The following is a 23,710-nucleotide window of genomic DNA, read 5'->3' as shown; positions in this document are numbered from 1 at the left end:
TACGCAACAGCAACGGGGTGGCTCGTCTCATACAGCGGCTGCGGGCGGTATGTGGTCGATCGCGCGGTTCCCCGCGCCCCTAACCGCGCTGCAGTTCGTGGCGTAGAGCGTCCAGGTCCGAGCCGCCCGCCATCTGCTGGGTCAGCTCGTCCAGGGTGATCTGGTCTCGGGTGTGGTTGCCCACCATCGTGCCTCTCTTCAGGAGGACGAAGCGGTCTCCTACGAGGTACGCGTGGTGGGGGTTGTGGGTGATCAAGACAACACCCAGGCCCTCGTCGCGTGCCGCGGCCACATACTTCAGGACCATGCCGGACTGCTTGACGCCGAGGGCCGCGGTCGGCTCGTCGAGGATGAGGACCTTGGCGCCGAAGTGGACGGCCCGGGCGATGGCGACGCACTGGCGTTCGCCGCCGGAGAGGGTGCCGATGGGCTGGTCGACGTCGCGGAGGTCGATGCCCATGCGCAGCAGTTCGGCGTGGGTGGTGCGGCGCATGTGGTCGACGTCCAGGCGCTTGAACGGGCCGATGCCCTTGCGCGGCTCGGAGCCGAGGAAGAAGTTGCGCCAGACCGGCATGAGGGGGACGACCGCGAGGTCCTGGTAGACCGTGGCGACACCGCGGTCCAGTGCCTCGCGCGGGGAGGAGAGCCTCGTCTCCTCGCCGTCGAGGCGCAGGGTGCCGCCGTCGTGCTGGTGCAGGCCCGAGATGATCTTGATGAGGGTGGACTTGCCCGCGCCGTTGTCGCCGAGCACGCAGGTGATCTCACCCGCGTGGACCTCAAGGGACACGCCTTCGAGGGCGCGGACGTTGCCGTAGCGCTTGCTGACGTCGGTCAGCTCGACGAGTGTCACTTGGTGGCCTCCGCCCGCTTGCGGACCCAGGCGTTGAGCAGGGTCGCGAGGAGCAGCATCGCTCCGAGGAAGAACTTGAACCAGTCGGGGTTCCACTCGGCGAAGACGATGCCCTTGCTGGTCATGCCGAAGATGAACGCGCCGACCGCCGAGCCGACCGCGCTGCCGTAGCCGCCGGTGATCAGACAGCCGCCGATGACGGCCGCGATGATGTAGATCAGCTCGTTGCCGACGCCCTCGCCGGACTGGACGACGTCATAGGAGAACAGCAGGTGCTGGCCGGCGATCCAGGCGCCGAGGGCCACGCCCATGTAGAGGCCGATCTTGGTCCTGGTGACGGGGACGCCGACCGCGCGGGCCGCGTCCTTGTTGCCGCCGACCGCGAAGATCCAGTTGCCCACGCGCGTGCGCAGCAGGATCCAGGAGGCGACGGCGACCAGGCCGAACCACCACAGGATGGTGATCTTGAAGTCGACGTCACCGATCGTGAAGGCCGAGGCGAAGACGTCGTGGGCGGTGGGGAAGCCCTCCATGTCGGCGATGGTCTTGGTGGAGACCGTGCCGTCGATCAGCTTGGTGAAGCCGAGGTTCATGCCGGTCAGCATCAGGAAGGTGCCGAGCGTGATGATGAAGCTGGGCAGGCCGGTGCGGGTGAGCATGAAGCCGTTGAAGGCGCCGATGGCGAGGGTGACGAGCAGCGAGACACCGACGCCGACCCAGACGTTCGCGGTCATCTGGTAGCTGAACATCGACGAGATCAGCGCCGACGAGGTCACCATGACGCCGGCGGACAGGTCGAACTCGCCGCCGATCATCAGCAGCGCGACCGGGACCGCCATGATGCCGATGGTCGATGACGCGTACAGGACGGTACTGAGGCTGGATGCCTGCAGGAAGCTGTCGGCGGCGAGCGCGAAGAAGACGAACACGGCGATCGCGCCGACGGCCGAGCCGAGTTCGGGGCGGCCGAGCAGCTTCTTCAGCGGTGAGGTGCGCAGCAGTCGATCGTCGGTGGTCGTCGCGCTCATCGGGTGCCCCGCTTCGTGTACTCCTCCAGCGCGGACGCCTGGTCCTCGGTGACGATCTGCGGGCCGGTGAGGACCGGCTTGCCGCCGCCGAGGACGTCGGCGTTGTAGCGGTAGAGCCACAGCAGGTCGATCGCCTGGTAGCCCTGGAGGTAGGGCTGCTGGTCGACGGCGAAACCGAGGGTGCCGTCCTTCAGGCCGGCGGCGACCTTGGCGTTGAGGTCGAAGGTGTCGATCTCGGCGTCGCTGCCGGCGTCCTGCTTGGCCTTCACGGCGGTGTCGGCGAAGGGGGCGCCGAGCGTGACGACCGCGTCGATGTCCTTGTCGGCCTGGAGCTTGGCCTCGATCGCGGACTGCACGTCGGGCATGTTGGTGCCGGTGACGTAGAGGTTCTGCACGTCGCCGTCGAAGGTCTCCTTCACTCCGGCGCAGCGCTGCTCGTGGCCGACGTTGCCCTGCTCGTGCAGGACGCAGACGGCGTGCTTGCGGCCGCGCGCGTCGAGCTCCTCGCCGACGGCCCGGCCGGCGACGGTCTCGTCCTGGCCGATGTGGGTGAGCGCGCCGAACGCCTTGGACTCGGCGGAGCCGGAGTTGACGGTGATCACCGGGATGCCGGCCTTCACGGCACGGGCCACGGCGGCCTTCATCGCGTCGGGCTTGGCGAGGGTGACGACGATCCCGTCGACCTTCTTGTCGATCGCCGCGTCCACGAGCTGGGCCTGCTGCTGGGCCTCGTCGTCGTGGGAGTACAGGAAGTTGATGTTGTCCTTGGCGGCGGCCTCCTCGGCGCCGCTCTGGACGATGTCCCAGAAGGTGTCGCCGTCACCCGAGTGGGTGATCATCGCGAAGGTCCAGCGGGGAGTGGACACCGCCGCCCTGCCCCGCTCGGCCGCGGCCTTGCGGGCGTCCTCGGCGCGCTTGCCGCCGGTGCTGCTGCACGCCGCCAGGGACACGCTGAGTGCCCCCGCCAACGCGATCCCTGCCCAGGTCCGAAACCGTGCCACGAGGCCGTGCCCTTCTTGCCGTGTTCTGCCGTACGCGGGGCCGGTCGTCCCACCGGCCCCAAACGCCCCAGTATCGAACACAGGGATCGTGCACCTCATGGCCGGGGAGGGCGAGTCGGCCGCCTTGTCAGGACATTGCGACGAACGGCGGCCGACGGCCGGGCATGCCTCAGGGCCGCACGAGGAGCTGGAACTCGAAGGAGTAGCGGGTGGAGCGGTAGGTGTGGTCGCCCTGTTCGACGGCACGGCCGGTGTCGTCGTAGGTGGTGCGCCGCATGGTCAGAAGGGGGGCGCCCTCGGGCTCGGACAGGCGCTCCGCCTCGGTGGCGGTGGCGGCGCGGGCGCCGATGGACTGGCGGGCGCTGTGCAGGGTGATGCCGGCGGCGCGCATCAGGCGGTAGAGACCGGTGGCCTCCAGCTGGGCGGTGTCGAGGTCCAGCAGGCCGGTCGGCAGGTGGTTGCACAGGTACGCCATCGGCTCGCCGTGGGCCAGGCGCAGGCGCTCCACACGGTGTACGTCGCTGTCCTCCGGGACGCCGAGGGCCGCCGCGACCTCCGCCGAGGCCGGGACGATCGTGTTGACCAGCACCTTCGTCGCGGGGCGCTGCCCGGCCGCCTCCAGGTCGTCGTAGAGGCTGCTGAGCTCCAGCGGGCGCTTGACCTGGCTGTGCACGACCTGGGTGCCGACCCCGCGGCGGCGCACCAGCAGGCCCTTGTCGACCAGGGACTGGATGGCCTGGCGGACCGTGGGCCGGGACAGGCCGAGCCGGGCGGCGAGGTCGATCTCGTTGCCCAGGAGGCTGCCTGGAGTGAGCGTCCCGTGCTCGATGGCGGCCTCCAGCTGCTGGGACAGCTGGAAATACAGCGGCACCGGCGAGCTGCGGTCCACACTGAGCTCGAGTCGCACGGCCGGGTCAACGTCTGGTTTGGGCACGGCCCGAGCGTAGCTCCGTGAATGGTTGACGGGAAGTTGTGTAGTCCGGTTGTCCGGACATACGGATTGACAGATGGCCGGTCCGCCCGCACCTTGATTCCATGCGCATCGGGGTCATCGGTACGGGCCGCATCGGCACCTTCCATGCCAACACGCTGAGCCGTCATCGTGACGTCGGGTCCCTGATCCTCACGGACGTCGATCCCGCGCGGGCGCAGGAGCTCGCCCAGCGGCTGGGCGAGACGGCGGCACCCGGTGTGGACGAGATCTTCAAGTGGGGCGTGGACGCCGTGGTGATCACGGCGGCGACCTCCGCGCACGCCGAGCTCATCGGGCGGGCCGCCCGCTCGGGCCTGCCGGTGTTCTGCGAGAAGCCCATCGCGCTGGACCTGCCGGGCACCCTGCAGGCGATCTCCGAGGTGGAGACGGCCGGGACGGTCCTGCAGATGGGGTTCCAGCGCCGCTTCGACACCGGCTACACCGGCGCACGCGAGGCCGTACGCGCCGGGCGTCTGGGCCGGCTGCACACCGTGCGGGCCATCACCTCCGACCAGGCGCCCCCGCCCGCCGCCTATCTGCCGCTGTCGGGCGGGCTGTACCGGGACACCCTCATCCATGACTTCGACGCCCTGCGCTGGGTGACCGGCCGTGAGGTGGTCGACGTGTACGCGGCCGGGTCCGACGCCGGGCCGGGGATGTTCCGCGAGGCCGGTGACATCGACACGGCGGCGGTGGTGCTCGCCCTGGACGACGGCACCCTGGCCACGGCGACCGCGACCCGGCTGAACGGCGCCGGCTACGACGTCCGGATGGAGCTCGCCGGTGAGCGGGACCAGATCACCGTCGGCCTGGACGACCGTACGCCGATCGCCTCCACCGAGCCGGCCGGGCCACCCGCCGCGTCCAAGCCCTGGACCGGTTTCCTGGAGCGCTTCGGGCCCGCCTACGAGGCCGAACTGGCCGCGTTCATCGAGGTGGTGCGCGGCGAGCGGGCCAACCCCTGCGACGGGCGCGAGGCCCTGCAGGCGCTGCGGATCGCCGAGGCCTGCGAGCTGTCGCGGCGCGAGCGACGGCCGGTCAGGCTGGGCGAGATCCCGGGCGGGCGGGACCTGGGCGCCTGAGCCTGCCGGGACGCCTCGGAAGGCGCCACCGGGCCCGCGCCCGGCTCAAGGCCCTGCGCCGAGCCCCCTGCGCCGAGCCCTCTCACGACGTCCGCGACGACAGCACCGTGCCCTGCGCCACCGCGCACAGCGTCTCCTCGCCGTCCTCCGCGAGCGTCAGCAGGTCGCAGCGGACGACGGCCTGGCGGCGGCCCGCGTGCACCACCTGGGCGGCGGCCCGCAGCGTGCGTCCCAGCGCCGGGCGGACGTACTGGATGGAGAAGCCGGAGGTCAGGACGGCCGGGCCGAGGGCGCTGCCCGCGGCGAAGGTGATCGCGTTGTCCGCGGCGTAGGACAGGACCCCGCCGTGCACGAAGCCGTTCTGCTGGTGGAGTTCCTCGCGGATGTCGAGCTCCAGGACCGCCTCGCCGTCGCCGAAGGCGCTGATGCGGGTGCCGAGGAGTCTGCTGAACGGCTGGGCGGCCAGGGCCTGTCGGGCCGTGTCCAGGTCCAGCTCGACCGGGCGGGAGGGTGCGCTCATGCTGCGGGGCTCCTGAGGTTCGTGGGAAGGGTCGTCGCGGAGGTCACCGGTGTCACCAGCGCACCGGCAGGCTGCGCATGCCGCGCATCAGCATGCCCGGCAGCCAGTCGCCGGAAGGGCCGTCCAGGGCGAGGCCGGGGGCGCGCTCCAGCAGGGTCCGGATCGCCGTACGGCCCTCCAGGCGGGCCAGCGGGGCGCCGAGGCAGAAGTGGATGCCGTGCCCGAAGGCGACATGGCCGCGCGGGTCACGGCGTATGTCGAAGCGGTCGGGGTCGGTGTAGCGCCGCGGGTCGCGGCCGGCGGCGGTGAGGCCGACCAGCACGGACTCGCCCTGCGCGATCGGCACCCCGGCGATCTCCATCGGCTCCGCCGCGAACCGGAAGGTGGCCGTCTCCACCGGGCCCTCCCAGCGCAGCATCTCCTCGACGGCGCCGTCGAGCAGGCCCATGTCGGCGCGCAGGTCGGCGAGTTGGACGGGGTGGGTGAGCAGGGCGTGGACGCCGTTGGCGATGAGGTTGACGGTGGTCTCGTGGCCGGCGACGAGCAGCAGGTAGGCCATGCCGCGCAGTTCGCCGGCGGAGAGCCGGTCGCCGTCCTCGGCGGTGGTGCGGATCAGGTCGCCGAGCAGGTCGTCGCTCGGGCCGCCGGCGCGCTTGTCCTCGATGAGCGCGGTGAGGTACTCGGCGAGGCGCACCACGGCGTCGTACTCGCTGCCGGAGCTGCTGGGGGCGACCACCTCGGTGGACATCTTGCGGAAGGCCGCGCGGTCCATCTCGGGGACGCCGAGCAGTTCGCAGATGACGGTGATGGGCAGCGGGAAGGCGAGGGACTCGACGAGGTCGGCGCGGGCGTGCGGCAGCATCGCGTCCAGCAGTTCGTCGGTGATCTGCTGGACGCGCGGCCGCAGTTGCTCCACACGGCGCGGGGTGAAGGCGCGGGTGACCAGGGAGCGGAGCCGGGTGTGGTCGGGCGGGTCGACGCTCAGCAGGTATTTGCCGATGTGCTCCTCGTCGAGGAAGGTCATGCCGAGCTTGGCGGGGTCCTTGGCCAGCCGCGGGTCGGCGAGCGCCGCGCGGGCCTCCTCGTGGCCGACGACCAGCCAGGTCTCGTGCTCGGGCCCCGCGCCCGGCGGCCTGACCCGGTGCACCGGCCCGCGGGCGCGCAGCTCGGCGTAGACCGGGTGCGGGTCGGTGCGGAACGTGTCCCCGTAGCACCCCAGGTCGATCACCTCGGTCATGGAGCCTCCCCCTCGCCATATCCGTGGTCCTCACCCCGCACAACGCACGGGCGTCCGCTTCAGTGCCCGTTTCGGCGATCTTCTTCGGCATCGGTGAGCCCGGCGTCGTAGGCGAGCAGGGCGATCTGCACGCGGTTGTTGAGGTCGAGCTTGGCGAGGATGCGGGAGACGTGTGTCTTGACGGTGGCGACGCTCATGAACAGGGTCGCCGCGATCTCGGCGTTGGACCGGCCGCGGCCGACCTCGACGGCGACCTCGCGCTCGCGGTCGTTGAGCCGGGCGACGCGCTCACGCGCGCGTGCCCGCCGGGTGCCGGCGGCGGAGCCGGCCGTGCCGCCGGCCGCGTGGGCCATCAACTGCCGGGTGACGGTGGGCGACAGGACCGGGTCGCCGGCGGCGACCTTGCGGACCGCTGCGACGATCTCGGCGGGCGGGGTGTCCTTGAGGACGAAGCCGGCGGCGCCCGCGCGCAGGGCCCGCAGCACCTGCTCGTCGGCGTGGAAGGTGGTCAGGACCACGACCTGCGGTGCGCCCTCGCGGCCGCGCAGCCGTTCGGTCGCGGTCAGGCCGTCCACGGCCGGCATCCGGATGTCCATCAGCACGACGTCCGGGCGGGTGCGCTCCACCAGCGCCTCCACCTCGGCGCCGTCGGCGGCCTCCCCCACGATCTCGATGTCCGGGGAGCCGCCCATCATGAAGGACAGCCCGGCGCGCACCAGGGGGTCGTCGTCGACGAGGAGCACCTTGATCGCTGTCATGGGCCTACGAAACCACGGTCGTACGGGCTGTGGGGGCGGGGCCGAGAAAGCCGAGAAAGGGGCCTCACTCCCACGGCAGCCACCCCCGTACCTCGAAGCCGCCCCCGGCCGTGGGTCCGTGGTCCAGCCGGCCGCCCGCGAGGGTGGCGCGTTCCGCGAGGCCGATGAGGCCCTGGCCGGAGCCGGGCACGGGCGGGACCTCGCCGTCGGGGCCGGGGTTGCGCACGGTCACCGCGAGGCCCTCCCCCGGCGCGCCCGCGACGGTGACGGTCACCTCCGTGCCGGGGGCGTGCTTGCGGGCGTTGGTGAGGCACTCCTGGGCGATGCGGTAGGCGGTGCGGCCGACGGAGGCGGGCACGGTGGCCGGGTCCGTGACCTGCTGGGCGAGCGTGACCTTCATGCCCGCCTCGCGGGACTCGGCGACGAGCGTGTCCAGCGCGGCGAGCGTCGGCTGCGGGCGGCCGTTCTCGTCGGGCTCTCCCGCCCGCAGCACGCCGATGATCTCGCGCAGGTCCTGAAGGGCGTCGTGGGCGCTCTCCCGGATGACGCCGGCCGCGCGGGCGATCTCGTCGCGGGGCGCGTCCGGACGGAACTCCAGCGCTCCCGCGTGCACGCTGAGCAGGGTCAGCCGGTGCGCGAGCACGTCGTGCATCTCCCGCGCGATGGCCTCCCGCGCGAGGCGCTGCGCCTGCTCGGCCCGCAGCCGCGCCTCGGTCTCGGCCCGGCGGGCCCGGTCCCGCAGGCTCAGCATGAGCTGCCGCTTGGACCGGACGAGCAGACCGCAGCTGACGACCGCGACGACGATCACCACGCTGAACGCCACGGCCACCGCGTACGGCAGGCCCGGCTCGGGCCGCAGCCAGTAGTAGAGCGGCTGCGCCGCGAGGCCGACGCCGCCGATCCAGGCGACGTAGCGGAAGGGCCGGTGCACGGCGAGGCTGAACAGGGCGATGAGCCCGGCGCCGCCCGAGGTCGCCGACAGCAGCCCGACGGGAAGCAGGGCCACGGCCAGGCCGGCCGGCCACCGCCTGCGCAGCCACACCGCGGCGCAGGACAGGGCGCCGAGCAACTGGTCGAGGGCGGCGAGGCCCCGCGGCAGATGCTCGTCGGACAGTCCGTCGGCGGCGAGCAGCCCGATGACGACGGACAGCAGGAAGCAGCTGAAGTCGACCAGCCAGTCGCGCGCGGTGCGCCGGGGCCGGCGTCCCGGCCGTACGGCGTCGGGGTCGAGCTCATGGATGACGGCGGACGGGAACAGCCATCTGCGCCCCTCGAACGCCGGCCGTCCGGCGGGCCCCGTGATCTGCGTACCGTCACCCTTCACGGTCGCCCAATCTACGCAGGTGCGGCCCCCGTCACCGGCCCGCGCGCGAGACCGTCGACCTAAGTCGTACGACTGCCGTCCTTCGGCGCTGCCCAGTGCCGTGACCGGCGACTTTCGTCGACGGGGTCCCGCCGCGCGGCCGATGTGGGCGGGGGGTCCGCGGAGCGAGGGTCGGGGGCATGAAACAGGTGCTGGAACTGCTCGGCTTCATCGCCCTGGTGCAGGGCGTCCTCGGTCTGCTGCACGAGTGGGTCCACTGGGACGTGGGCCTGGTGCGGCGCGTCGGCTTCCTCGACGGCCACGAGATCTACGCGAGCGTGGCCCTGATCGTGCTGGCTTTCGCGCTGTTCGCCGTCGCGGAGAGGGAGCGGTCATAGCGGCGGAGCGGTCGTAGCGGCGGAGCGGTCGTAGCGGCGGAGGGCTCGTGGATGCGGAGGGGCCGTGGATGCCGAGGGGCCTGGCTGCCGAGGGGCCCTGGCTGCCGAGGGGCCCTGGCTGCCGGGGGCCGTGGATGCCGAGGTCCGTGCATGCCGAGGTCCGTCGATGCGGGCGGTCAGCCTGTCGCGCGGCGCCCCCATGCCGTCCCCCCGAGCACCAGCGCCCCGCCCAGCAGGCCGAGCGCGCCGAGCCGTTCGCCGCCGAGGGCGATGCCGGCCGCGGCCGCCCACAGCGGCTCGGTGCCGAGCAGCAGGCTGACCCGGGACGGGGAGGTGCGGCGTACGGCCCACATCTGCACGAAGAAGGCGAACAGCGTGCAGAAGGCCGACAGGAACAGCAGCCCGGCCCACTCCCTCGCCCCGAAGTCCGCCGCGGTGGCCCACGGGGTCGAGTCCGACCCGGCCGACAGCAGCGCGAACACCACGACGGCCGTGCCGAGCTGGACCGTGGTCAGGGGCAGCGCACCGGCGTCCTGTACGTGCTTCAGCCGCGCCATGACCAGGACGTGCACGGTCCGCGCGAGGGCGGCGAGCAGCATCAGCAGGTCCCCTTCGGCGGGGCGGGTGAAGCCGCCGCCCTGGGTGAGCAGTACGACGCCGAGCACGGAGAGGACCGCCGCGCCGAGGAAGGCCCGGGAGGGCCGGGTGCGGGTGACGGCCGCCTCGGCGAGCGGTGTGAAGATCATGGTGAGGCTGATGATGAGCCCCGCGTTGGTCGCCGAGGTGTGCACGACGCCGTACGTCTCCAGCAGGAAGATGCCGCTCAGGATCAGGCCGAGCAGGCCCGCGCCCCGCCACTGCGCGGGTCCGAGGGCGCGCAGGCCCCGCCAGGAGGCGCCCACCAGCGCCGGCAGGACGAGGGCGAACCTCAGCACCAGTACGGCGAGGACCGTCCGGGCGGTCGTGATGTCCTTGGCGGCGAGATAGCTCCCGCCCCAGACGACCGCCACCAGCAGCAGCGGCAGATCGGTGAGCCAGGCGCGGCGGGGCGCCAGCGGGCGGGGTACGGCGATCGTGGACACGGTTGCGGCTCCCGGTCGTCTCCGGCGGGCGGACGCCCTTCCCGTCCCGTCGGGCGGTCGTCCTTCCCGGCTCCAGCGGGTGGGCATGCGTGGAGACGGCGGCGGCTCGCACGGGGAGGGTCACCGTACCGGGGCCGGTGATCTTTCGGCCAGGACTTTCCGGAGGGCGGACGCCGGCTCAGGCCTCCCCGGGCTGCGGGAACGAGCCGTACTCCGGGGTGCCCGCGCGGTCGTACGTCTGGATGCTGACGCCCGACGAGGTGACGCGGCCCGAAGTGCGGCGGAAGGCGGTGGGGACGGCGCCCTCGCGGAACAGGCGGCGGCCCGCGCCGAGGACGACCGGGAAGGTGTGGAGGTGGAGGGTGTCGATCAGGCCGAGGTCGAGGAGGGAGGCGACGAGGGCGGCGCTGCCGTGGATCTGGATCTCGCCGTCCGTGCGCTCCTTCAGGGAGGCGACCTCCTTGGCGAGGTCGCCGCGCAGCACGGTGGTCCCGGCCCAGCCGGGGTCGTCGCGGAGGGTCGAGGAGACGACGTACTTCGGCAGCCTGTTCAGCGGGCCGGCGATCGGGTCGGCCGGGTCGGTGATCTTCGGCCAGTAGGAGGCGAAGATGTCGTAGGTGTGGCGGCCGAGGAGGAACGCGGCCGGGCGGGTGAAGAGATCGGTGATGAAGGCGCCGCTCTCGTCGTCGGCGTACGGGACGGTCCAGCCGCCCTGCTCGAAGCCGTCGCGGGTGTCCTCCTCGGGGCCGCCGGGCGCCTGGTGGACGCCGTCGAGGGAGAGGAAGATCTGGGAGACGAGCCTGCCCATGGCGAGTGCCTTCTTCCGGGTGCGGGGTCTGCTGTCATCAGGGCAGACCCCGCCGGCGCCCGCAACTCATCGGCCGCTGGCGCCGGTCACCCCGCGTTCGTCGAGAAGAGGCCTCCCGTCGGGCCCTGCTTGTCGCCGCCCTGGGCCTTCTTCAGGGCGTTGGCCAGGCCCTCGATGGTGAGGGACTGCAGGATCACCCGGCCGTTGCCCTCCAGGGTGGCCAGGGACAAACCCTCGCCGCCGAGCACGGCGTTCATCACGCCCTGGCGGTTGAGGCCGCCCACGCGCTGGACGCCGTACTGGATGCCCTCCTCGAAGGCGACGACGCAGCCGGTGTCGACCTCGATGCGGCCGCCGAAGTCGGCGGGGTTCAGGTCGATGAAGTTGCCCGCGCCGGCGATGATCACGGTGCCGCGGCCGGTGAACTTCTCCAGGACGAAGCCCTCGCCGCCCTTCATGCCGGTACGGCCGCCCTGGAAGGCGATGCCGAAGTCGACGGTCGACTCGGCCGCGACGAAGGCGTCCTTCTCGGCGAACCACGCGCGTGTGCCGTCGAGCTCCAGCGCGCGCATCTCGCCCGGGAGCACACCGGCGAAGGCGACCGTGCCCTCGCCGCTCTGCGCGGTGAAGTACTGGAACGCCAGCGACTCGCCCGCCAGCACGCGCTGGCCGACCTGCATGGCGGTGCCCATCGCCTGGCGCAGCAGACCGCCCATGCCGCCGGACGAACCGGACGAGCCGGACGAGGCTCCCTGCTGTCCCGTCTCGTTCGACGGGCCCGTCAGACGGGTCTCCATCGTCACGTTCGACGTCTTGAACAGGAACTTGCCCGCCTCGCAGTACACGGTCTGGCCCGGGGCGAGGTTCACGACCGCCATCTGCATGGCGTTGCCGACGATTTCTTGCTGAAGAGTCACGTGGGGAGAACGCGCCGCCGGATGCGCGAGTTCCGGGGCCCGAAGACTCTCTGAGGTCGGGCGGCGGTCCTGCGGAGTCGATGTCCGATCGCCGCCAGCCTTCCGCGCCGCCGGGCGCTGAGATGGAGGCATGACAACGACGAGCGAAGCACCCCTGAACAGCGTGGACGCGCCCCTGAACGGCAGGGTGGCCCTGGTCACCGGCGGCAGCCGGGGCATCGGCGCGGCGACCGCCCTGCGGCTGGCCCGGGCCGGGGCCGATGTGGCGCTGACCTATGTGAACGGCAAGGACGCGGCGGCCGACGTCGTACGGGCGGTCGAGGCGCTGGGGCGCCGGGCCGTGGCGCTGCGCGCCGACGCCGGGGACGCGCGGGAGGCGGCGGGGGCCGTGCACGCGGCGGGCGACGCCCTGGGCCGGTTCGACGTACTGGTGAACAACGCGGGCCTCGGCGTCCTCGGGCCGCTGGGCGACCTCGGCCTCGCCGACGTGGACCGGGTCCTCGCGGTGAACGTGCGCGGGGTGTTCCTGGCCTGCCAGGCGGCGGCCGCGAGGATGCCGGACGGCGGGCGGATCATCACCATCGGCACGTGCATGACCCAGCGCGTGCCCGGTCCGGGCGGGACCCTGTACACGACCGGCAAGGCCGCCCTGACCGGTCTCACCAAGGCCCTGGCGCGCGAGCTCGGACCTCGCGGGATCACGGCGAACGTGGTGCACCCCGGCCCCACCGACACCGACATGAACCCGGCCGACGGCCCCTACGCGGCCGGCCAGGCCGCCATGACGGCCCTGGGCCGCTTCGGCAGGGCCGACGAGGTCGCCGCGATGGTCACCTACCTGGCGGGGCCCGACGCTGCGTACATCACCGGCGCCGAGTTCTCCGTCGACGGGGGCCACGCCGCGTAGGGCTTTGGCAGTGGGGCGGCGAGGGGAGGGCGCCTCCGTGGGCCGCCGGCGGTGGCGCCGCGAAGGGGCGGCGGGGCGGGTCTCGGCCGGCCCCCGGGCTGCCCCCGGGTGCCCGAAGAGCAGGGGGCGTCCGCCCGGCGGGGCGAGGCGGGGCGCACCGGTGCTGTCCAGGCCGGTGCGCCCCGCCGCCGTACCCCGGACTCAGCCGCCGAGCTCCTGGTGGCGGGCCGCCAGGGCGCTCGCGCCGGGCTCGGTCAGGGAGCCGAACAGGCGCAGGCGGGAGATGCCGCCGTCCGGGAAGATGTCCACGCGCGCGTGCGTGCCCACGGCCGGGGCCGGCAGCACGAAGCGGTGGTTGGTGTCGGGCTGGAGGCGGGTGCGCGGGAGGATCTCGGTCCACTCGCCGTCCTCGCCGTCCTTGACCGAGACGGACGCCCAGCCCGCGCTGTTGCCCTTCAGGTACGCCGTGTCGATCTCGACGGCGCGGATCCGGGACTGGGCGGCCAGGCGGTAGCGGATCCAGTCGTTGCCCTGGTCGCGGCGGCGCCGGGTCTCCCAGCCGTCGTCCATCTTGCGGGAGCGGCCCGGCTGGATGGTGTTGGTGGCGGGCGAGTAGAAGAGGTTGGAGGCGTCCTCCACCTGGCCGCCGTTCTCCAGCGCGACCACGTCGAAGGTGCCGAGCGCCGACAGCCACGCGGGGTCGGGGACGACCTCGCCGTACACGCGGAGTCGGGCGATGCCGCCGTCGGGGTGCTGGTTGACCCGCAGGTGGGTGAAGCACTGCTCCACCGATACGGCGAAGCCGTTGGCCGCGTGGCCGCCGACGGCGGTGCGCGGGACGAGGGTCGTCCACTTCACGTCGTCGCCGAGCAGCTCCTCGGGCGACGGGGAGCCCGCCACCGAGGTGCCCTCGACCGACACGGCCTGCGGGTAGTTGCCGCGGAAGTGGGCGGTGTCGACGACGATGCCGCGGATCACGCCGGGCGCGCCGAGCCGGACCAGCGCCCAGTCGTGGTCCTCGGCGGTCGGCCAGGGGTGCTCGGCGGAGACACCGCGGCGGCGCCGGGTCTCCCAGCCGTCCATGATCTTGCCCTTGTGGCCGAAGTGCTCCGGGTCGAACTCGGCGCGCTCGGGCACGAGCAGGTTCTCGCGCTGGGCGAAGAACTCGTCGTTGGCGGCGACGACCCCGGCCCCGAGCTGCCGGTCGGCGAGGTTGGCGTACTGGGTGAAGGGGAAGTCGGCGGTGCGGTAGTCCGCGTACGGGTCGCCGCCTCCGTAGGGGTTCGCGTCGCCGGTGAAGCTGGCCCAACTTGATTGATGCAGCGCCGTCACAGTGATCAGTTCTTCCTATCGGAGCTCGTGGGTGGGGTTCAGACGGTCCGGGTGAGCAGACGTCCCTTCGGCTCGGTGAACTCGCCGTCGGCGACGATGCGCTCGCCCCGCAGCCAGGTGGACTTCACGACGCCGTAGAGCGTCTTCCCGGCGTACGCGGTGACGCGGTTGCGGTGCTGGAGGGCGGCCGGGTCGACGGTGAAGGTGTCGTCGGGGGCGAGGACGGCGAAGTCGGCGTCCCGGCCGGCCTCGATGGCGCCCTTCCGGGTCAGGCCCGCGAGTTCGGAGGTGCGCGCGGACATCCAGCGGACGACGTCCTCCAGGTCGTGGCCGCGCCTGCGGGCCTCGGTCCATACGGCGGCCAGGCTCAGCTGGAGGCCGGAGATGCCGCCCCAGGCGGTGGCGAAGTCGTCGGTCTTCAGGTCGGCCGTGGACGGCGAGTGGTCGGTGACCACGCAGTCGATGACGCCGTCGGCGAGGGCCTGCCAGAGCAGGTCCTGGTTGGCGGCCTCGCGGATGGGCGGGCAGCACTTGAACTCGCTCGCGCCGTCGGGGACTTCCTCGGCGGTCAGGGTGAGGTAGTGCGGGCAGGTCTCCACGGTGATGCGGACGCCCTCGGCCCTGGCCTCGGCGATCAGCGGCAGCGCGTCGGACGAGGACAGGTGCAGTACGTGCACGCGCGCGTGGAGCCGCTTCGCCTGGGCGATCAGCTGGGCGATGGCGGTGTCCTCGGCGTCGCGCGGGCGGCTGGCGAGGAAGTCGGCGTACTTGGGGCCGCCGTGCTGCGGGGCCGCGGCCAGGTGGTGCGGGTCCTCGGCGTGCACGATCAGCAGGCCGTCGAAGGAGGCGATCTCGGCCATCGACTGGGCCAGCTGGTCCTGGTCCAGGTGCGGGAACTCCTCCACGCCGGACGGCGACAGGAAGCACTTGAAGCCGAAGACGCCGGCCTCGTGCAGCGGGCGCAGGTCCTTGACGTTGTCGGGCAGGGCGCCGCCCCAGAAGCCGACGTCGATGTGCGCCTTGTCGGCGGCCACCTGCTGCTTGGTGCGCAGGTTGTCGACCGTCGTGGTCGGCGGGAGGGAGTTGAGCGGCATGTCGACGAGGGTGGTGATGCCGCCGGCCGCCGCCGCGCGCGTGGCGGTCCAGAAGCCCTCCCACTCGGTGCGGCCCGGGTCGTTGACGTGCACGTGCGTGTCGACCAGGCCGGGCAGCAGGACGTCGTCGCCGAGGTCCTCGATCCGGGCGCCGGCGGGCACGGGAGCGTCGTACGGCAGTACGGCGGTGATCGTGCCGCCGGCGACCGCGACGGACGCCGCGCGCGTCCCGTCGGGCGTGATGACGCGCGTCGAGCGCAGCACCAGTTCAGCGTCGGACACCCGGACCCCTCTCTGCCGCGTTGTGCTTCCGTCGGCGCGGTCGGTTCACGTCCGCCGACCGCCCCGGCGGAATTCAACGTTCTGTTGAAGCTGCTGTTGAGGGAGTCTTCACTCCCGTCCGGGCTCCGTCAAGAGCACACTTCTCCACAGTGCACCCCGGGGCACCCCTCCTGGATGTTTCCACAAAGCGGAAATACAATTCCGGCAAGCAGAACGTACTTACGCACAAGCGGGGAGTCAACCGGCCGCCGGGTAGGCTTCTGCCCTCTCGCCAGTCCCGAAAGGAACGCGCCGTGCCGACGTCCAGCGCCAGCACCACCGACTCCGCCAAGTCCGCCACCGGCGGGGTCCAGTCCCTCGAGCGCGCCTTCGACCTCCTGGAGCGGATGGCGGACTCCGGCGGTGAGGTCGGGCTGAGCGAGCTCTCGGCCAGCAGCGGGCTGCCGCTGCCCACCATCCACCGGCTGATGCGCACGCTCGTCGCCTGCGGGTACGTCCGCCAGCAGCCGAACCGCCGGTACGCCCTCGGCCCCCGGCTGATCCGCCTCGGCGAGTCGGCGTCCCGGCTGCTGGGCACCTGGGCCCGGCCCTACCTCGCCCGGCTGGTCGAGGAGACCGGGGAGACGGCGAACATGGCGCTGCTCGACGGCGACGAGATCGTGTACGTGGCGCAGGTGCCGTCCAAGCACTCCATGCGGATGTTCACCGAGGTGGGGCGGCGGGTGCTGCCGCACTCCACGGGCGTGGGCAAGGCGCTGCTGGCGCACACGCCGGCGGAGGAGGTGCGTGCGCTGCTGGCCCGTACCGGGATGCCGGCCGCGACGGAGAAGACCATCACCACGCCGGAGGGCTTCCTCGCGGCGCTGGAGGATGTGCGGCGGCTGGGGTACGCCGTGGACGACAACGAGCAGGAGATAGGAGTGCGGTGCCTCGCGGTGTCCGTGCCGGACTCTCCCACCGCGGCGGCCATCTCCATCTCCGGGCCCGCGGGGCGGGTGACCGAGGAGGTCACCGAGCGGATCGTGCCGGTGCTTCAGCAGGTGGCGGCCGAGCTGTCGCAGGCGCTGGCCAGTTCCGGGGCCTGATTTTCACGCCTCTCGCGACGGGGGGTTCTGCGGGGTCGCGGGTGCGGGTGAGTCGTGGTTGCTCGCGCAGTTCCCCGCGCCCCTCAAAGCGCCCCCCGCGAGAGGCTTACCGTGCGGTCGCGGGTGCGGGTGAGTCGTGGTTGCTCGCGCAGTTCCCCGCGCCCCTCAAAGCGCCCCCCGCAAGGGGCCTTCCGTGCGGTCGCGGGTGCGGGTGAGTCGTGGTTGCTCGCGCAGTTCCCCGCGCCCCTGGAAGCGCCCCCCGCGAGGCGCCTTCCGCGCGCTCGCGGGTGCGGGTAGTCCGTGGCCGTTCGCGCAGTTCCCCGCGCCCCTTGGGGTGCGCTCGTGCAGATGTCCGCGGTTCTGAGAGCCGCCGTGGTGGGCTAGTCGCCCTGGGGGGTTCCGAAGAGTTCTATCGCGTCTCTCACCTCCGCCAGGGCGGACGCCAGGGCGCTCATCGAGCCGATCGCGCCTGCGATCAGGAGCAGGGAGCTGCGCAGGCGGGGGATCTCGGGGGTGCCGCCGGCGGCCATGGCGGCCAGGGCGGCGAGTTCGTCCTCGGCGACGGCGCGGTCGGGGAACTCGGCCGGGTACGCGGCGAGACGGCGGCGCAGGTGGGACACCGCCGTGCGCAGTCCCGTCACTCTGGGGTCCTCGTCGCTGCCGGTCACCGGCCTCTGCCCTAAGCTCCGCAACACAGTCCTTCCCCTCGCCCGCCCAGGCCCCCCTGACGGTCCGCGGGCCAGTAAACGCCTCCCGGTGGGCGTGCGCCAGCGATGGGCGCGAAATTCCTTCCCGCCGGTCGTCACAGGATTGACGTGACGTCAGGTATGCAGGACGTATGAGCGATCCGACGGAGGCCCCAGTCGCCGGGCTCGTGCTCGCCGCAGGAGGCGGACGCCGGCTCGGCGGACGCCCCAAGGCCCTGCTGACGCATCGCGGGCGCCCGCTGGTGGAGCATGCCGTCGCGGCGCTGCGCGCGGCCGGCTGCACGCGCGTGCACGTGGTGCTGGGCGCGGGCGCCGCCGCCGTACGGGAGCGGGCGGAGCTCGCCGGGTGCGTGCTGGTGGAGAACCCCGAGTGGGAGCGGGGCATGGGGTCGTCCCTGCGGGCCGGGCTGGCCTCGCTCACCTCCGGCGGGGCACGGGCCGCCCTCGTCGTCCTGGTCGACCAGCCGGGGATCGGCGCCGCCGCGATGGCCCGGGTGCGGGCGGCCTACCGGGACGAGCGGTCACTCGCCGCGGCCTGCTACGGGGGCGAGCGCGGCCATCCGGTGCTGCTCGGGGCCGCCCACTGGGCGGGCGTCGCGGCGGCCGCGTCCGGCGACGAGGGTGCCCGGGCCTATCTGCGGGAACACGCCCAGGACGTCACGCTGGTGGAGTGCTCCGACGTGGCCGACGCCCATGACATCGACACCGAGACCGACCTGGGCCACCTTGAGTGAACGGGGTGGCACCCAGCGCCACCTTGCCTCGACCCAGAGAATCTCGACATCAACAAACCATTGAAGTTCCACAATGAGGAAACTACTATCCACTGCTCAGAAGCACTCGACCGCACAGCGGGTGCGAATTCTCCTATTCGTCCCATCAGGCACCCGGTGCCACCGCTGAAGGAAGTGACCGCTCATGTCCGCACCAGCGCCGTCTCCGCTGGCCATCGTCGATGCCGAGCCCCTGCCCCGGCAGGAGGAGGTCCTCACCGATGCGGCGCTCGCCTTCGTGGCCGAGCTGCACCGGCGGTTCACGCCGCGGCGTGACGAGCTCCTCGCCCGCCGAGCGGAGCGCCGCGCCGAGATCGCCCGCACCTCCACGCTCGACTTCCTCCCGGAGACCGCCGCCGTCCGCGCGGACGACTCCTGGAAGGTGGCCCCGGCCCCCGCCGCGCTGAACGACCGCCGGGTCGAGATCACCGGCCCCACCGACCGCAAGATGACCATCAACGCCCTCAACTCGGGTGCCAGGGTCTGGCTCGCGGACTTCGAGGACGCCTCCGCGCCCACCTGGGAGAACGTCGTCACCGGTCAGCTCAACCTGATCGACGCCTACACCCGCAGCATCGACTTCACGGACCCGCGGTCCGGCAAGTCGTACGCGCTCAAGGCCCAGGACGAGCTCGCGACCGTCGTCATGCGGCCCCGCGGCTGGCACCTGGACGAGCGCCACCTCCAGGTCGACGGGCGCCCGGTCCCCGGCGCGTTCGTCGACTTCGGCCTGTACTTCTTCCACAACGCCCAGCGGCTGCTGGACCTCGGCAAGGGCCCGTACTTCTACCTGCCCAAGACCGAGTCGCACCTGGAGGCCCGCCTCTGGAACGACGTGTTCGTCTTCGCGCAGGACTACGTCGGCATCCCGCAGGGAACCATCCGGGCCACCGTGCTGATCGAGACGATCACGGCGGCCTACGAGATGGAGGAGATCCTCTACGAACTGCGCGACCACGCCTCCGGGTTGAACGCCGGCCGCTGGGACTACCTGTTCTCCATCGTGAAGAACTTCCGTGACGGAGGGGCCAGGTTCGTGCTGCCGGACCGCAACGCGGTCACCATGACGGCCCCGTTCATGCGCGCGTACACCGAACTCCTCGTGCGCACCTGCCACAAGCGCGGCGCGCACGCCATCGGCGGGATGGCGGCGTTCATCCCCTCCCGCCGCGACGCCGAGGTCAACAAGGTCGCCTTCGAGAAGGTCCGCGCCGACAAGGACCGCGAGGCCGGCGACGGCTTCGACGGCTCCTGGGTCGCCCACCCCGACCTGGTCCCGATCGCCATGGAGTCCTTCGACAAGGTCCTCGGCGACAAGCCCCACCAGAAGGACCGGCTGCGCGAGGACGTCCACGTCGAGGCCGCCGACCTGATCGCGATCGACTCGCTGGACGCAAGGCCCACGTACGACGGCCTGGTCAACGCCGTGCAGGTGGGCATCCGCTACATCGAGGCCTGGCTGCGCGGGCTCGGCGCGGTCGCCATCTTCAACCTGATGGAGGACGCGGCCACCGCCGAGATCTCCCGCTCGCAGATCTGGCAGTGGATCAACGCCGGCGTCGAGTTCGAGAACGGTGAGAAGGCCACGCCCGAGCTGGCCCGCAAGGTCGCCGCCGAGGAGCTCGCGCACATCCGCGCGGAGATCGGCGAGGAGGCCTTCGCGGCCGGCCACTGGCAGCAGGCGCACGACCTGCTCCTCGAGGTCTCCCTCGACGAGGACTACGCGGACTTCCTGACGCTGCCCGCCTACGAGCAGCTCAAGGGCTGACGTCCCCCTTCGGGAGCCTCTCCGAGTGGCCCAGGGTCTTTCCCGGGGCCACTCGGTCGCGTACGGCCTTCTTGACCGCAGTGGGCTCGGGGAAGCCCTGCACACGGCGGTCCCAGACCACCTCGTCGCCCACCCGCACGACGAACACGCCACCCGTGCCGGGCTTGAGCGCCAGCTCGTCCAGCTCGGCCTCGAAGGTGGTCAGCAGCTCCTGCGCCAACCAGGCCGCACGGGGCAGCCAGCGGCACTGGGTGCAGTACTCGATCTCGACCCGACGCGTCTCGGACGTCATCCCAGGTGCACCGACCAATCCTGTTCGGCCGCGGGCTTGCCGTGCAGGTCGGGGACCTGCTTCAGCCACGCGGGGCGTCCTCGCCGGCTCTCCTCGGCCCGGCGCGCGTCATCGGCGGCGAGCTCGTCCCGGCTGGGGAAGTCGGTGGGCAGCCAGCGCTCCGACGCCCGCACCCGCGCGTGGAGGTAGGCCACATACGCCTCGCGGGCCTCGGCGGGACCGGCGAACCCACCGTCGGCGAGCCAGGCGTCCGGCACCTCGGCGACGATCCCGCGCAGCAGCTCCTCGGTCACCTTCGGCGCCAGCTCGGCGTCGGCGGCACGCACGTCGGGACCGTAGTGGCCGAGGGCGTGATGGCGGAAGTCGTACACCTTGGCGGGGTCCGCGCCGTCCCAGCGGTGGTGGAAGACGAGCGCGGCGCCGTGGTCGATGAGCCACAGCCGCGGCGGTACGGTGCCGAGCGTCGGCCAGACCATCAGGTTGGAGCTGTGGACCGTACGGTCGACGTTGACGGTCAGCGCGTCCAGCCACACGATCCGGCCCGCCTCCAGCGGGTCCACGGGGAAGACCTTCGCGAGCTCCGGGGTGAAGTCCCGCGCGCCCGGCAGGTGGTCCATGCCGAGGTTGACGCCCGCGCTCGCCCCGTGCAGGTCGCGGACCTCCTGGTGCGGCTCGTGCGCGGCGACGGCCGGGTCGAAGTGCACCAGCACCAGCTCCGGGAAGCGGAGCCCGAGAGCGCGGGCCAGCTCGCCGACGATCACCTCGGCGACCAGCGCCTTGCGGCCCTGCGCGGAGCCGGTGAACTTCACGACGTACGTGCCCAGGTCGTCGGCCTCCACGACGGCGGGCACGGAGCCGCCGGACCGCAGGGGGGTCACGTATCGAACAGCAGTCACGTCGCGCAGCACACCCGCCAGGGTAGTTCAGCGCCGCGGGACCGCCGGCGCGGGACGGGGCGCCGGCCGTCCCGCGGCACGGGCGGGGTCACATGCCGTGCGTCGGCAGGTCCTGGGTGCACACGACGTGGACGACCAGGTCGGCCGGCTCGATCCGCGGGTGCGCGCGGTGGTGGTGCGGCGACGGCAGCACCTGCCCCTTGCGCACGGTGACGATCCAGCCGGTCGCGGTGTCGTTCGGGCGGCTCTCGAGGAGGTCGGCGGCTTCCTTCAGAAAACGGGCCCCCTTACGGGCCTTGAGGGTGAAGCCGCCGCTGTAGGCGTGGAAGGGCGCGGGACAGAACAGCTCGTGGGGACGGCCGTCGGCGCCGCCCGGGATCACCTTGCCGGTGATGTGGCGCGGGGGCTGGGGCGGGTCCGCCGCGGCCGGGGTGACGCAGAGGCCGAGCAGGGCGACGGCGCCCGCGGCGGCCGCGAGGGCGGCCCGAGTCGTGCGCATGGCAGTGGTCCTCCTTGATGCAGGGGATGGGGAGTCGGGCCATTGCTAGCAGCGCGCCGGGGGCCGCCCGGGCGGACACGCAGGGTGAGACACCAACGGGCCATGCCGAATCGTTCCGCTCGGACACCAGCCCACAAATCGCTACGGTGTGTGATCTACTCGCCCCATTCAGTCACCCTGCGTGGTCACCCGGTCCTGTCCGGGTGGCTGCCATGCTCTTAAGGAGCCTGATGTCCCGCAGAGGGAGATGGGCACTCGCGGTCGGCTGTGCCGCGATCGCACTGTCCGCCACCGCGCCCGCCGGCGCCTCCGTCCCGTCCGCCCGCTCCAAGTCCTCACCGGCGTACGAGTCCCCCGCCCGGCCGGGCGGCCTGCGCATCACCGACGAACAGGTCCGCGCGGAGGTACGCCCCGACGAGGTCGAGGCCCTCGGCCGGAAGGCCGCCGAACAGCTGGCCCGCGACCGCATCGGCATGCGGGCCATGGACCACGGCTATTCGCAGCCCATGCGCACCCGCAGCCTCAAGCGGCTGACCGCGTCCCAGAAGGAGATCAACGAGGCCTTCGACGCGCGCACATGGGGCCGGTTCACCGAGTACTTCCCCAGCCCCGACTTCGGTGACCACGTCGCGCTGCTGCCCACGGGCAAGGTCCTGCTGTTCTCCTTCGAGCCCGTGGAGGACAGCCCCAACAAGGAGACCGCGCCCACCGACGTCATCGGCGGCGACAACGCCGGCCGCGCCTACCTCTGGGACCCGGAGGAGGGCACCGGAGCCTCCGCCTTCAAGGCGGTACCGCCGCCCGTCGTCGACATCGACGACGGCATGGACGAGCCGCGGCCCGCGCCGATCTTCTGCGCCGGGCACGCCTACCTGCCCAACGGCATGGTGGGCGTCTTCGGCGGCAACCTCGGCGGCAACCACGGCAGCGGCGCCCACCTCGCCCTGGTCTTCGACCCGTGGAAGGAGACCTGGCTCCAGCAGCAGGACATGGCGGAGGGCCGCTGGTACCCGACCGTGGTCACCGGCGCCGACGGCCGGCAGTTCATCACCTCCGGCCACTCCGACGTCGGATGGGGCGTGCTGTCCAAGACGATCGAGCGCTTCCCGGCCAAGGGCACGCCCGTCGCCCACGACCCGGGCACCAGGCCCCGCGGCCAGGCGCTCGACAAGTGGCCCGTCAAGGCCGAGTTCACGGTCGACTACCCGCACCTGTTCTCGCTGCGCGACGGACTGATCTACGGCTTCGGCCGCAACTACGACGAGCAGTACGTCTTCGACCCGCAGCAGGAGACCAGCCGCAAGCTGCCCAACCGCCCCGACGGCGGCATGCGCAACTACGGCTCGGCCGTCGCCCTGCCCAACGGCGTCGACGGCCCGGACTCGGTGCTGATCCTCGGCGGCAACCGCAACGACAGGAACACCTACAGGTTCTCCGGCGGCCGCTGGACCAAGGACACCCCCCGCGCCTTCGGCCGCACCCAGGACGACACGCTGATCCTGCCCGACGGCACGCTGTTCACCGTCAACGGCGGCTACGACATCCGCGACTACGGCAACGGGCCCTACAACCCCAACGCCGACGAGAAGTACCGGCAGATCGAGCTGCGCGACGACAGCGGCCAGTGGCGCCTCGGCCCGGTCCAGCGGCTGCCGCGCGCCTACCACTCCAACGCGGTGCTGCTGCCCGACGGCCGCATCATGGTCACCGGCGACGAGCTCCAGCAGATCGCCAACGACCCGGACGTCGCCTCCGACATGAACGGCACCATCGAGATCTACGAGCCGGCCTACCTGCACCAGGGCGACCGGCCGGCGCTGTCCGGCGTGCCGACCGGCCCGCTGGGCTACGCCGCCAACCTGCGGGTCAGCAGCAGCACCCCGGAGCGGGTCAGCCGGGCCGTGCTGATGGCCCCCATCACCTCCACCCACTCGGTGGACACCAGCCAGCGGCGGCTCGAACTGCCCATCACCAGCCGGGCGGGCAACAAGCTCGTGCTGCGCACCCCGGCGTCGGCCGAGGAAGCGCCCCCCGGCTACTACCTGCTCTTCCTGCTCGACGACAAGGGCGTGCCCAGCACCGCCCAGTGGGTGCAGCTGCGCCCGGGCGCCTGACCGC

General features: G+C 72.4%; 24 protein-coding genes. 7 read left to right on the top strand and 17 right to left on the bottom strand.

The genetic code is table 11. The annotated features are described in order from the left end of the window. Nucleotides 1-79: 79 nt before the first annotated feature. From ACIGXJ_RS28740 to ACIGXJ_RS28725, 4 genes are all read right to left on the bottom strand, one after another. Nucleotides 80-850 (bottom strand): ATP-binding cassette domain-containing protein, encoded by a 771-nt coding sequence (locus ACIGXJ_RS28740; RefSeq protein ID WP_399651185.1) that lies wholly within the window; start codon nucleotides 848-850, stop codon nucleotides 80-82. Further along, the gene (locus tag ACIGXJ_RS28735) at nucleotides 847-1,878 is read right to left on the bottom strand and encodes an ABC transporter permease (protein WP_399651182.1); all 1,032 of its coding nucleotides are present in this window, start codon (nucleotides 1,876-1,878) and stop codon (nucleotides 847-849) included. The genes ACIGXJ_RS28740 and ACIGXJ_RS28735 overlap by 4 nt, the downstream gene beginning before the upstream one ends. Next, on the bottom strand, nucleotides 1,875-2,879 hold the full coding sequence (locus ACIGXJ_RS28730; protein ID WP_399651178.1) for a sugar ABC transporter substrate-binding protein: 1,005 nt from the start codon (nucleotides 2,877-2,879) through the stop codon (nucleotides 1,875-1,877). Before ACIGXJ_RS28730 ends, ACIGXJ_RS28735 begins: the two co-directional genes overlap by 4 nt. Before the next feature lie 169 nt (nucleotides 2,880-3,048). Then, nucleotides 3,049-3,786 carry a GntR family transcriptional regulator gene (locus ACIGXJ_RS28725; protein ID WP_399651952.1) on the bottom strand — a complete coding sequence of 246 codons (738 nt, stop codon included), beginning with the start codon at nucleotides 3,784-3,786 and terminating at the stop codon, nucleotides 3,049-3,051. A 128-nt stretch (nucleotides 3,787-3,914) separates the two neighbouring features. Between ACIGXJ_RS28725 and ACIGXJ_RS28720 the strand changes: the two genes are divergently transcribed. Continuing rightward, entirely contained in the window at nucleotides 3,915-4,934 is a 1,020-nt protein-coding gene (locus ACIGXJ_RS28720) for a Gfo/Idh/MocA family oxidoreductase (RefSeq protein WP_399651176.1), read from the top strand. Between the two features lie 82 nt (nucleotides 4,935-5,016). Here the strand turns inward: ACIGXJ_RS28720 and ACIGXJ_RS28715 are convergent, their stop codons facing one another. The 4 genes from ACIGXJ_RS28715 to ACIGXJ_RS28700 all read right to left on the bottom strand — a co-directional run bounded on the left by ACIGXJ_RS28715 (nucleotide 5,017) and on the right by ACIGXJ_RS28700 (nucleotide 8,773). After that, a complete protein-coding gene (locus ACIGXJ_RS28715; RefSeq protein ID WP_399651174.1) occupies nucleotides 5,017-5,454 on the bottom strand; it encodes a PaaI family thioesterase in 438 nt (145 codons plus the stop codon). Nucleotides 5,455-5,506: 52 nt separating this feature from the next. Further along, entirely contained in the window at nucleotides 5,507-6,691 is a 1,185-nt protein-coding gene (locus ACIGXJ_RS28710; RefSeq protein ID WP_399651171.1) for a cytochrome P450, read from the bottom strand. A 59-nt stretch (nucleotides 6,692-6,750) separates the two neighbouring features. Continuing rightward, nucleotides 6,751-7,449 (bottom strand): response regulator, encoded by a 699-nt coding sequence (locus tag ACIGXJ_RS28705; protein WP_399651169.1) that lies wholly within the window; start codon nucleotides 7,447-7,449, stop codon nucleotides 6,751-6,753. A 64-nt stretch (nucleotides 7,450-7,513) separates the two neighbouring features. Then, a complete protein-coding gene (locus ACIGXJ_RS28700; protein WP_399651166.1) occupies nucleotides 7,514-8,773 on the bottom strand; it encodes a sensor histidine kinase in 1,260 nt (419 codons plus the stop codon). Nucleotides 8,774-8,952: 179 nt separating this feature from the next. Between ACIGXJ_RS28700 and ACIGXJ_RS28695 the strand changes: the two genes are divergently transcribed. After that, nucleotides 8,953-9,150, top strand: a complete 198-nt coding sequence (locus ACIGXJ_RS28695; protein ID WP_399651163.1) for a hypothetical protein — start codon at nucleotides 8,953-8,955, stop codon at nucleotides 9,148-9,150. 176 nt (nucleotides 9,151-9,326) lie between these two features. On the opposite strand, the gene ACIGXJ_RS28690 is transcribed toward ACIGXJ_RS28695, so the two are convergent. From ACIGXJ_RS28690 to ACIGXJ_RS28680, 3 genes are all read right to left on the bottom strand, one after another. Beyond that, nucleotides 9,327-10,232 (bottom strand): DMT family transporter, encoded by a 906-nt coding sequence (locus ACIGXJ_RS28690; RefSeq protein WP_399651161.1) that lies wholly within the window; start codon nucleotides 10,230-10,232, stop codon nucleotides 9,327-9,329. Between the two features lie 178 nt (nucleotides 10,233-10,410). Next, nucleotides 10,411-11,040, bottom strand: coding sequence for a dihydrofolate reductase family protein (locus ACIGXJ_RS28685; protein ID WP_399651158.1), 630 nt, complete (start codon nucleotides 11,038-11,040; stop codon nucleotides 10,411-10,413). An 86-nt stretch (nucleotides 11,041-11,126) separates the two neighbouring features. Then, the gene (locus ACIGXJ_RS28680) at nucleotides 11,127-11,957 is read right to left on the bottom strand and encodes an AIM24 family protein (RefSeq protein WP_399651155.1); all 831 of its coding nucleotides are present in this window, start codon (nucleotides 11,955-11,957) and stop codon (nucleotides 11,127-11,129) included. A gap of 130 nt (nucleotides 11,958-12,087) precedes the next feature. On the opposite strand from ACIGXJ_RS28680, the gene ACIGXJ_RS28675 reads away from it, so the two are divergent. After that, nucleotides 12,088-12,864, top strand: a complete 777-nt coding sequence (locus ACIGXJ_RS28675) for an SDR family oxidoreductase (protein WP_399651153.1) — start codon at nucleotides 12,088-12,090, stop codon at nucleotides 12,862-12,864. A gap of 201 nt (nucleotides 12,865-13,065) precedes the next feature. On the opposite strand, the gene alc is transcribed toward ACIGXJ_RS28675, so the two are convergent. Next, complete coding sequence (gene alc, locus ACIGXJ_RS28670; protein ID WP_399651950.1) at nucleotides 13,066-14,205, bottom strand: allantoicase; 1,140 nt, start codon at nucleotides 14,203-14,205, stop codon at nucleotides 13,066-13,068. Nucleotides 14,206-14,234: 29 nt separating this feature from the next. After that, entirely contained in the window at nucleotides 14,235-15,572 is a 1,338-nt protein-coding gene (gene allB / locus ACIGXJ_RS28665) for an allantoinase AllB (protein ID WP_399651151.1), read from the bottom strand. 293 nt (nucleotides 15,573-15,865) lie between these two features. On the opposite strand from allB, the gene ACIGXJ_RS28660 reads away from it, so the two are divergent. After that, entirely contained in the window at nucleotides 15,866-16,657 is a 792-nt protein-coding gene (locus tag ACIGXJ_RS28660) for an IclR family transcriptional regulator (RefSeq protein ID WP_399651146.1), read from the top strand. 380 nt (nucleotides 16,658-17,037) lie between these two features. On the opposite strand, the gene ACIGXJ_RS28655 is transcribed toward ACIGXJ_RS28660, so the two are convergent. Beyond that, nucleotides 17,038-17,352, bottom strand: coding sequence for a DUF5955 family protein (locus ACIGXJ_RS28655; protein WP_399651144.1), 315 nt, complete (start codon nucleotides 17,350-17,352; stop codon nucleotides 17,038-17,040). Nucleotides 17,353-17,495: 143 nt separating this feature from the next. Here ACIGXJ_RS28655 and ACIGXJ_RS28650 point away from each other — a divergent pair, with 143 nt between their 5' ends. After that, a complete protein-coding gene (locus tag ACIGXJ_RS28650; RefSeq protein WP_399651141.1) occupies nucleotides 17,496-18,098 on the top strand; it encodes an NTP transferase domain-containing protein in 603 nt (200 codons plus the stop codon). A gap of 184 nt (nucleotides 18,099-18,282) precedes the next feature. Further along, complete coding sequence (gene aceB, locus ACIGXJ_RS28645) at nucleotides 18,283-19,905, top strand: malate synthase A (protein ID WP_399651138.1); 1,623 nt, start codon at nucleotides 18,283-18,285, stop codon at nucleotides 19,903-19,905. On the opposite strand, the gene ACIGXJ_RS28640 is transcribed toward aceB, so the two are convergent. The 3 genes from ACIGXJ_RS28640 to ACIGXJ_RS28630 all read right to left on the bottom strand — a co-directional run bounded on the left by ACIGXJ_RS28640 (nucleotide 19,895) and on the right by ACIGXJ_RS28630 (nucleotide 21,592). Next, the gene (locus tag ACIGXJ_RS28640) at nucleotides 19,895-20,197 is read right to left on the bottom strand and encodes a SelT/SelW/SelH family protein (RefSeq protein WP_399651135.1); all 303 of its coding nucleotides are present in this window, start codon (nucleotides 20,195-20,197) and stop codon (nucleotides 19,895-19,897) included. The genes aceB and ACIGXJ_RS28640 overlap by 11 nt on opposite strands. Beyond that, complete coding sequence (locus tag ACIGXJ_RS28635) at nucleotides 20,194-21,105, bottom strand: HipA family kinase (RefSeq protein ID WP_399651132.1); 912 nt, start codon at nucleotides 21,103-21,105, stop codon at nucleotides 20,194-20,196. Before ACIGXJ_RS28635 ends, ACIGXJ_RS28640 begins: the two co-directional genes overlap by 4 nt. 76 nt (nucleotides 21,106-21,181) lie before the next feature. Beyond that, nucleotides 21,182-21,592 (bottom strand): hypothetical protein, encoded by a 411-nt coding sequence (locus ACIGXJ_RS28630; protein WP_399651130.1) that lies wholly within the window; start codon nucleotides 21,590-21,592, stop codon nucleotides 21,182-21,184. A gap of 230 nt (nucleotides 21,593-21,822) precedes the next feature. Here ACIGXJ_RS28630 and ACIGXJ_RS28625 point away from each other — a divergent pair, with 230 nt between their 5' ends. Further along, nucleotides 21,823-23,706: a galactose oxidase-like domain-containing protein gene (locus tag ACIGXJ_RS28625; protein ID WP_399651127.1), complete on the top strand. Its 1,884-nt coding sequence runs from the start codon at nucleotides 21,823-21,825 to the stop codon at nucleotides 23,704-23,706. The last annotated feature ends 4 nt before the right edge of the window (nucleotides 23,707-23,710 follow it).

This window comes from Streptomyces sp. NPDC053367 (assembly GCF_044545925.1).
Classification (GTDB): Bacteria; Actinomycetota; Actinomycetes; order Streptomycetales; family Streptomycetaceae; genus Streptomyces.
The sequence above is the reverse complement of the archived record's forward strand: the minus strand, read 5'-3'. Positions and strand labels throughout refer to the sequence as shown.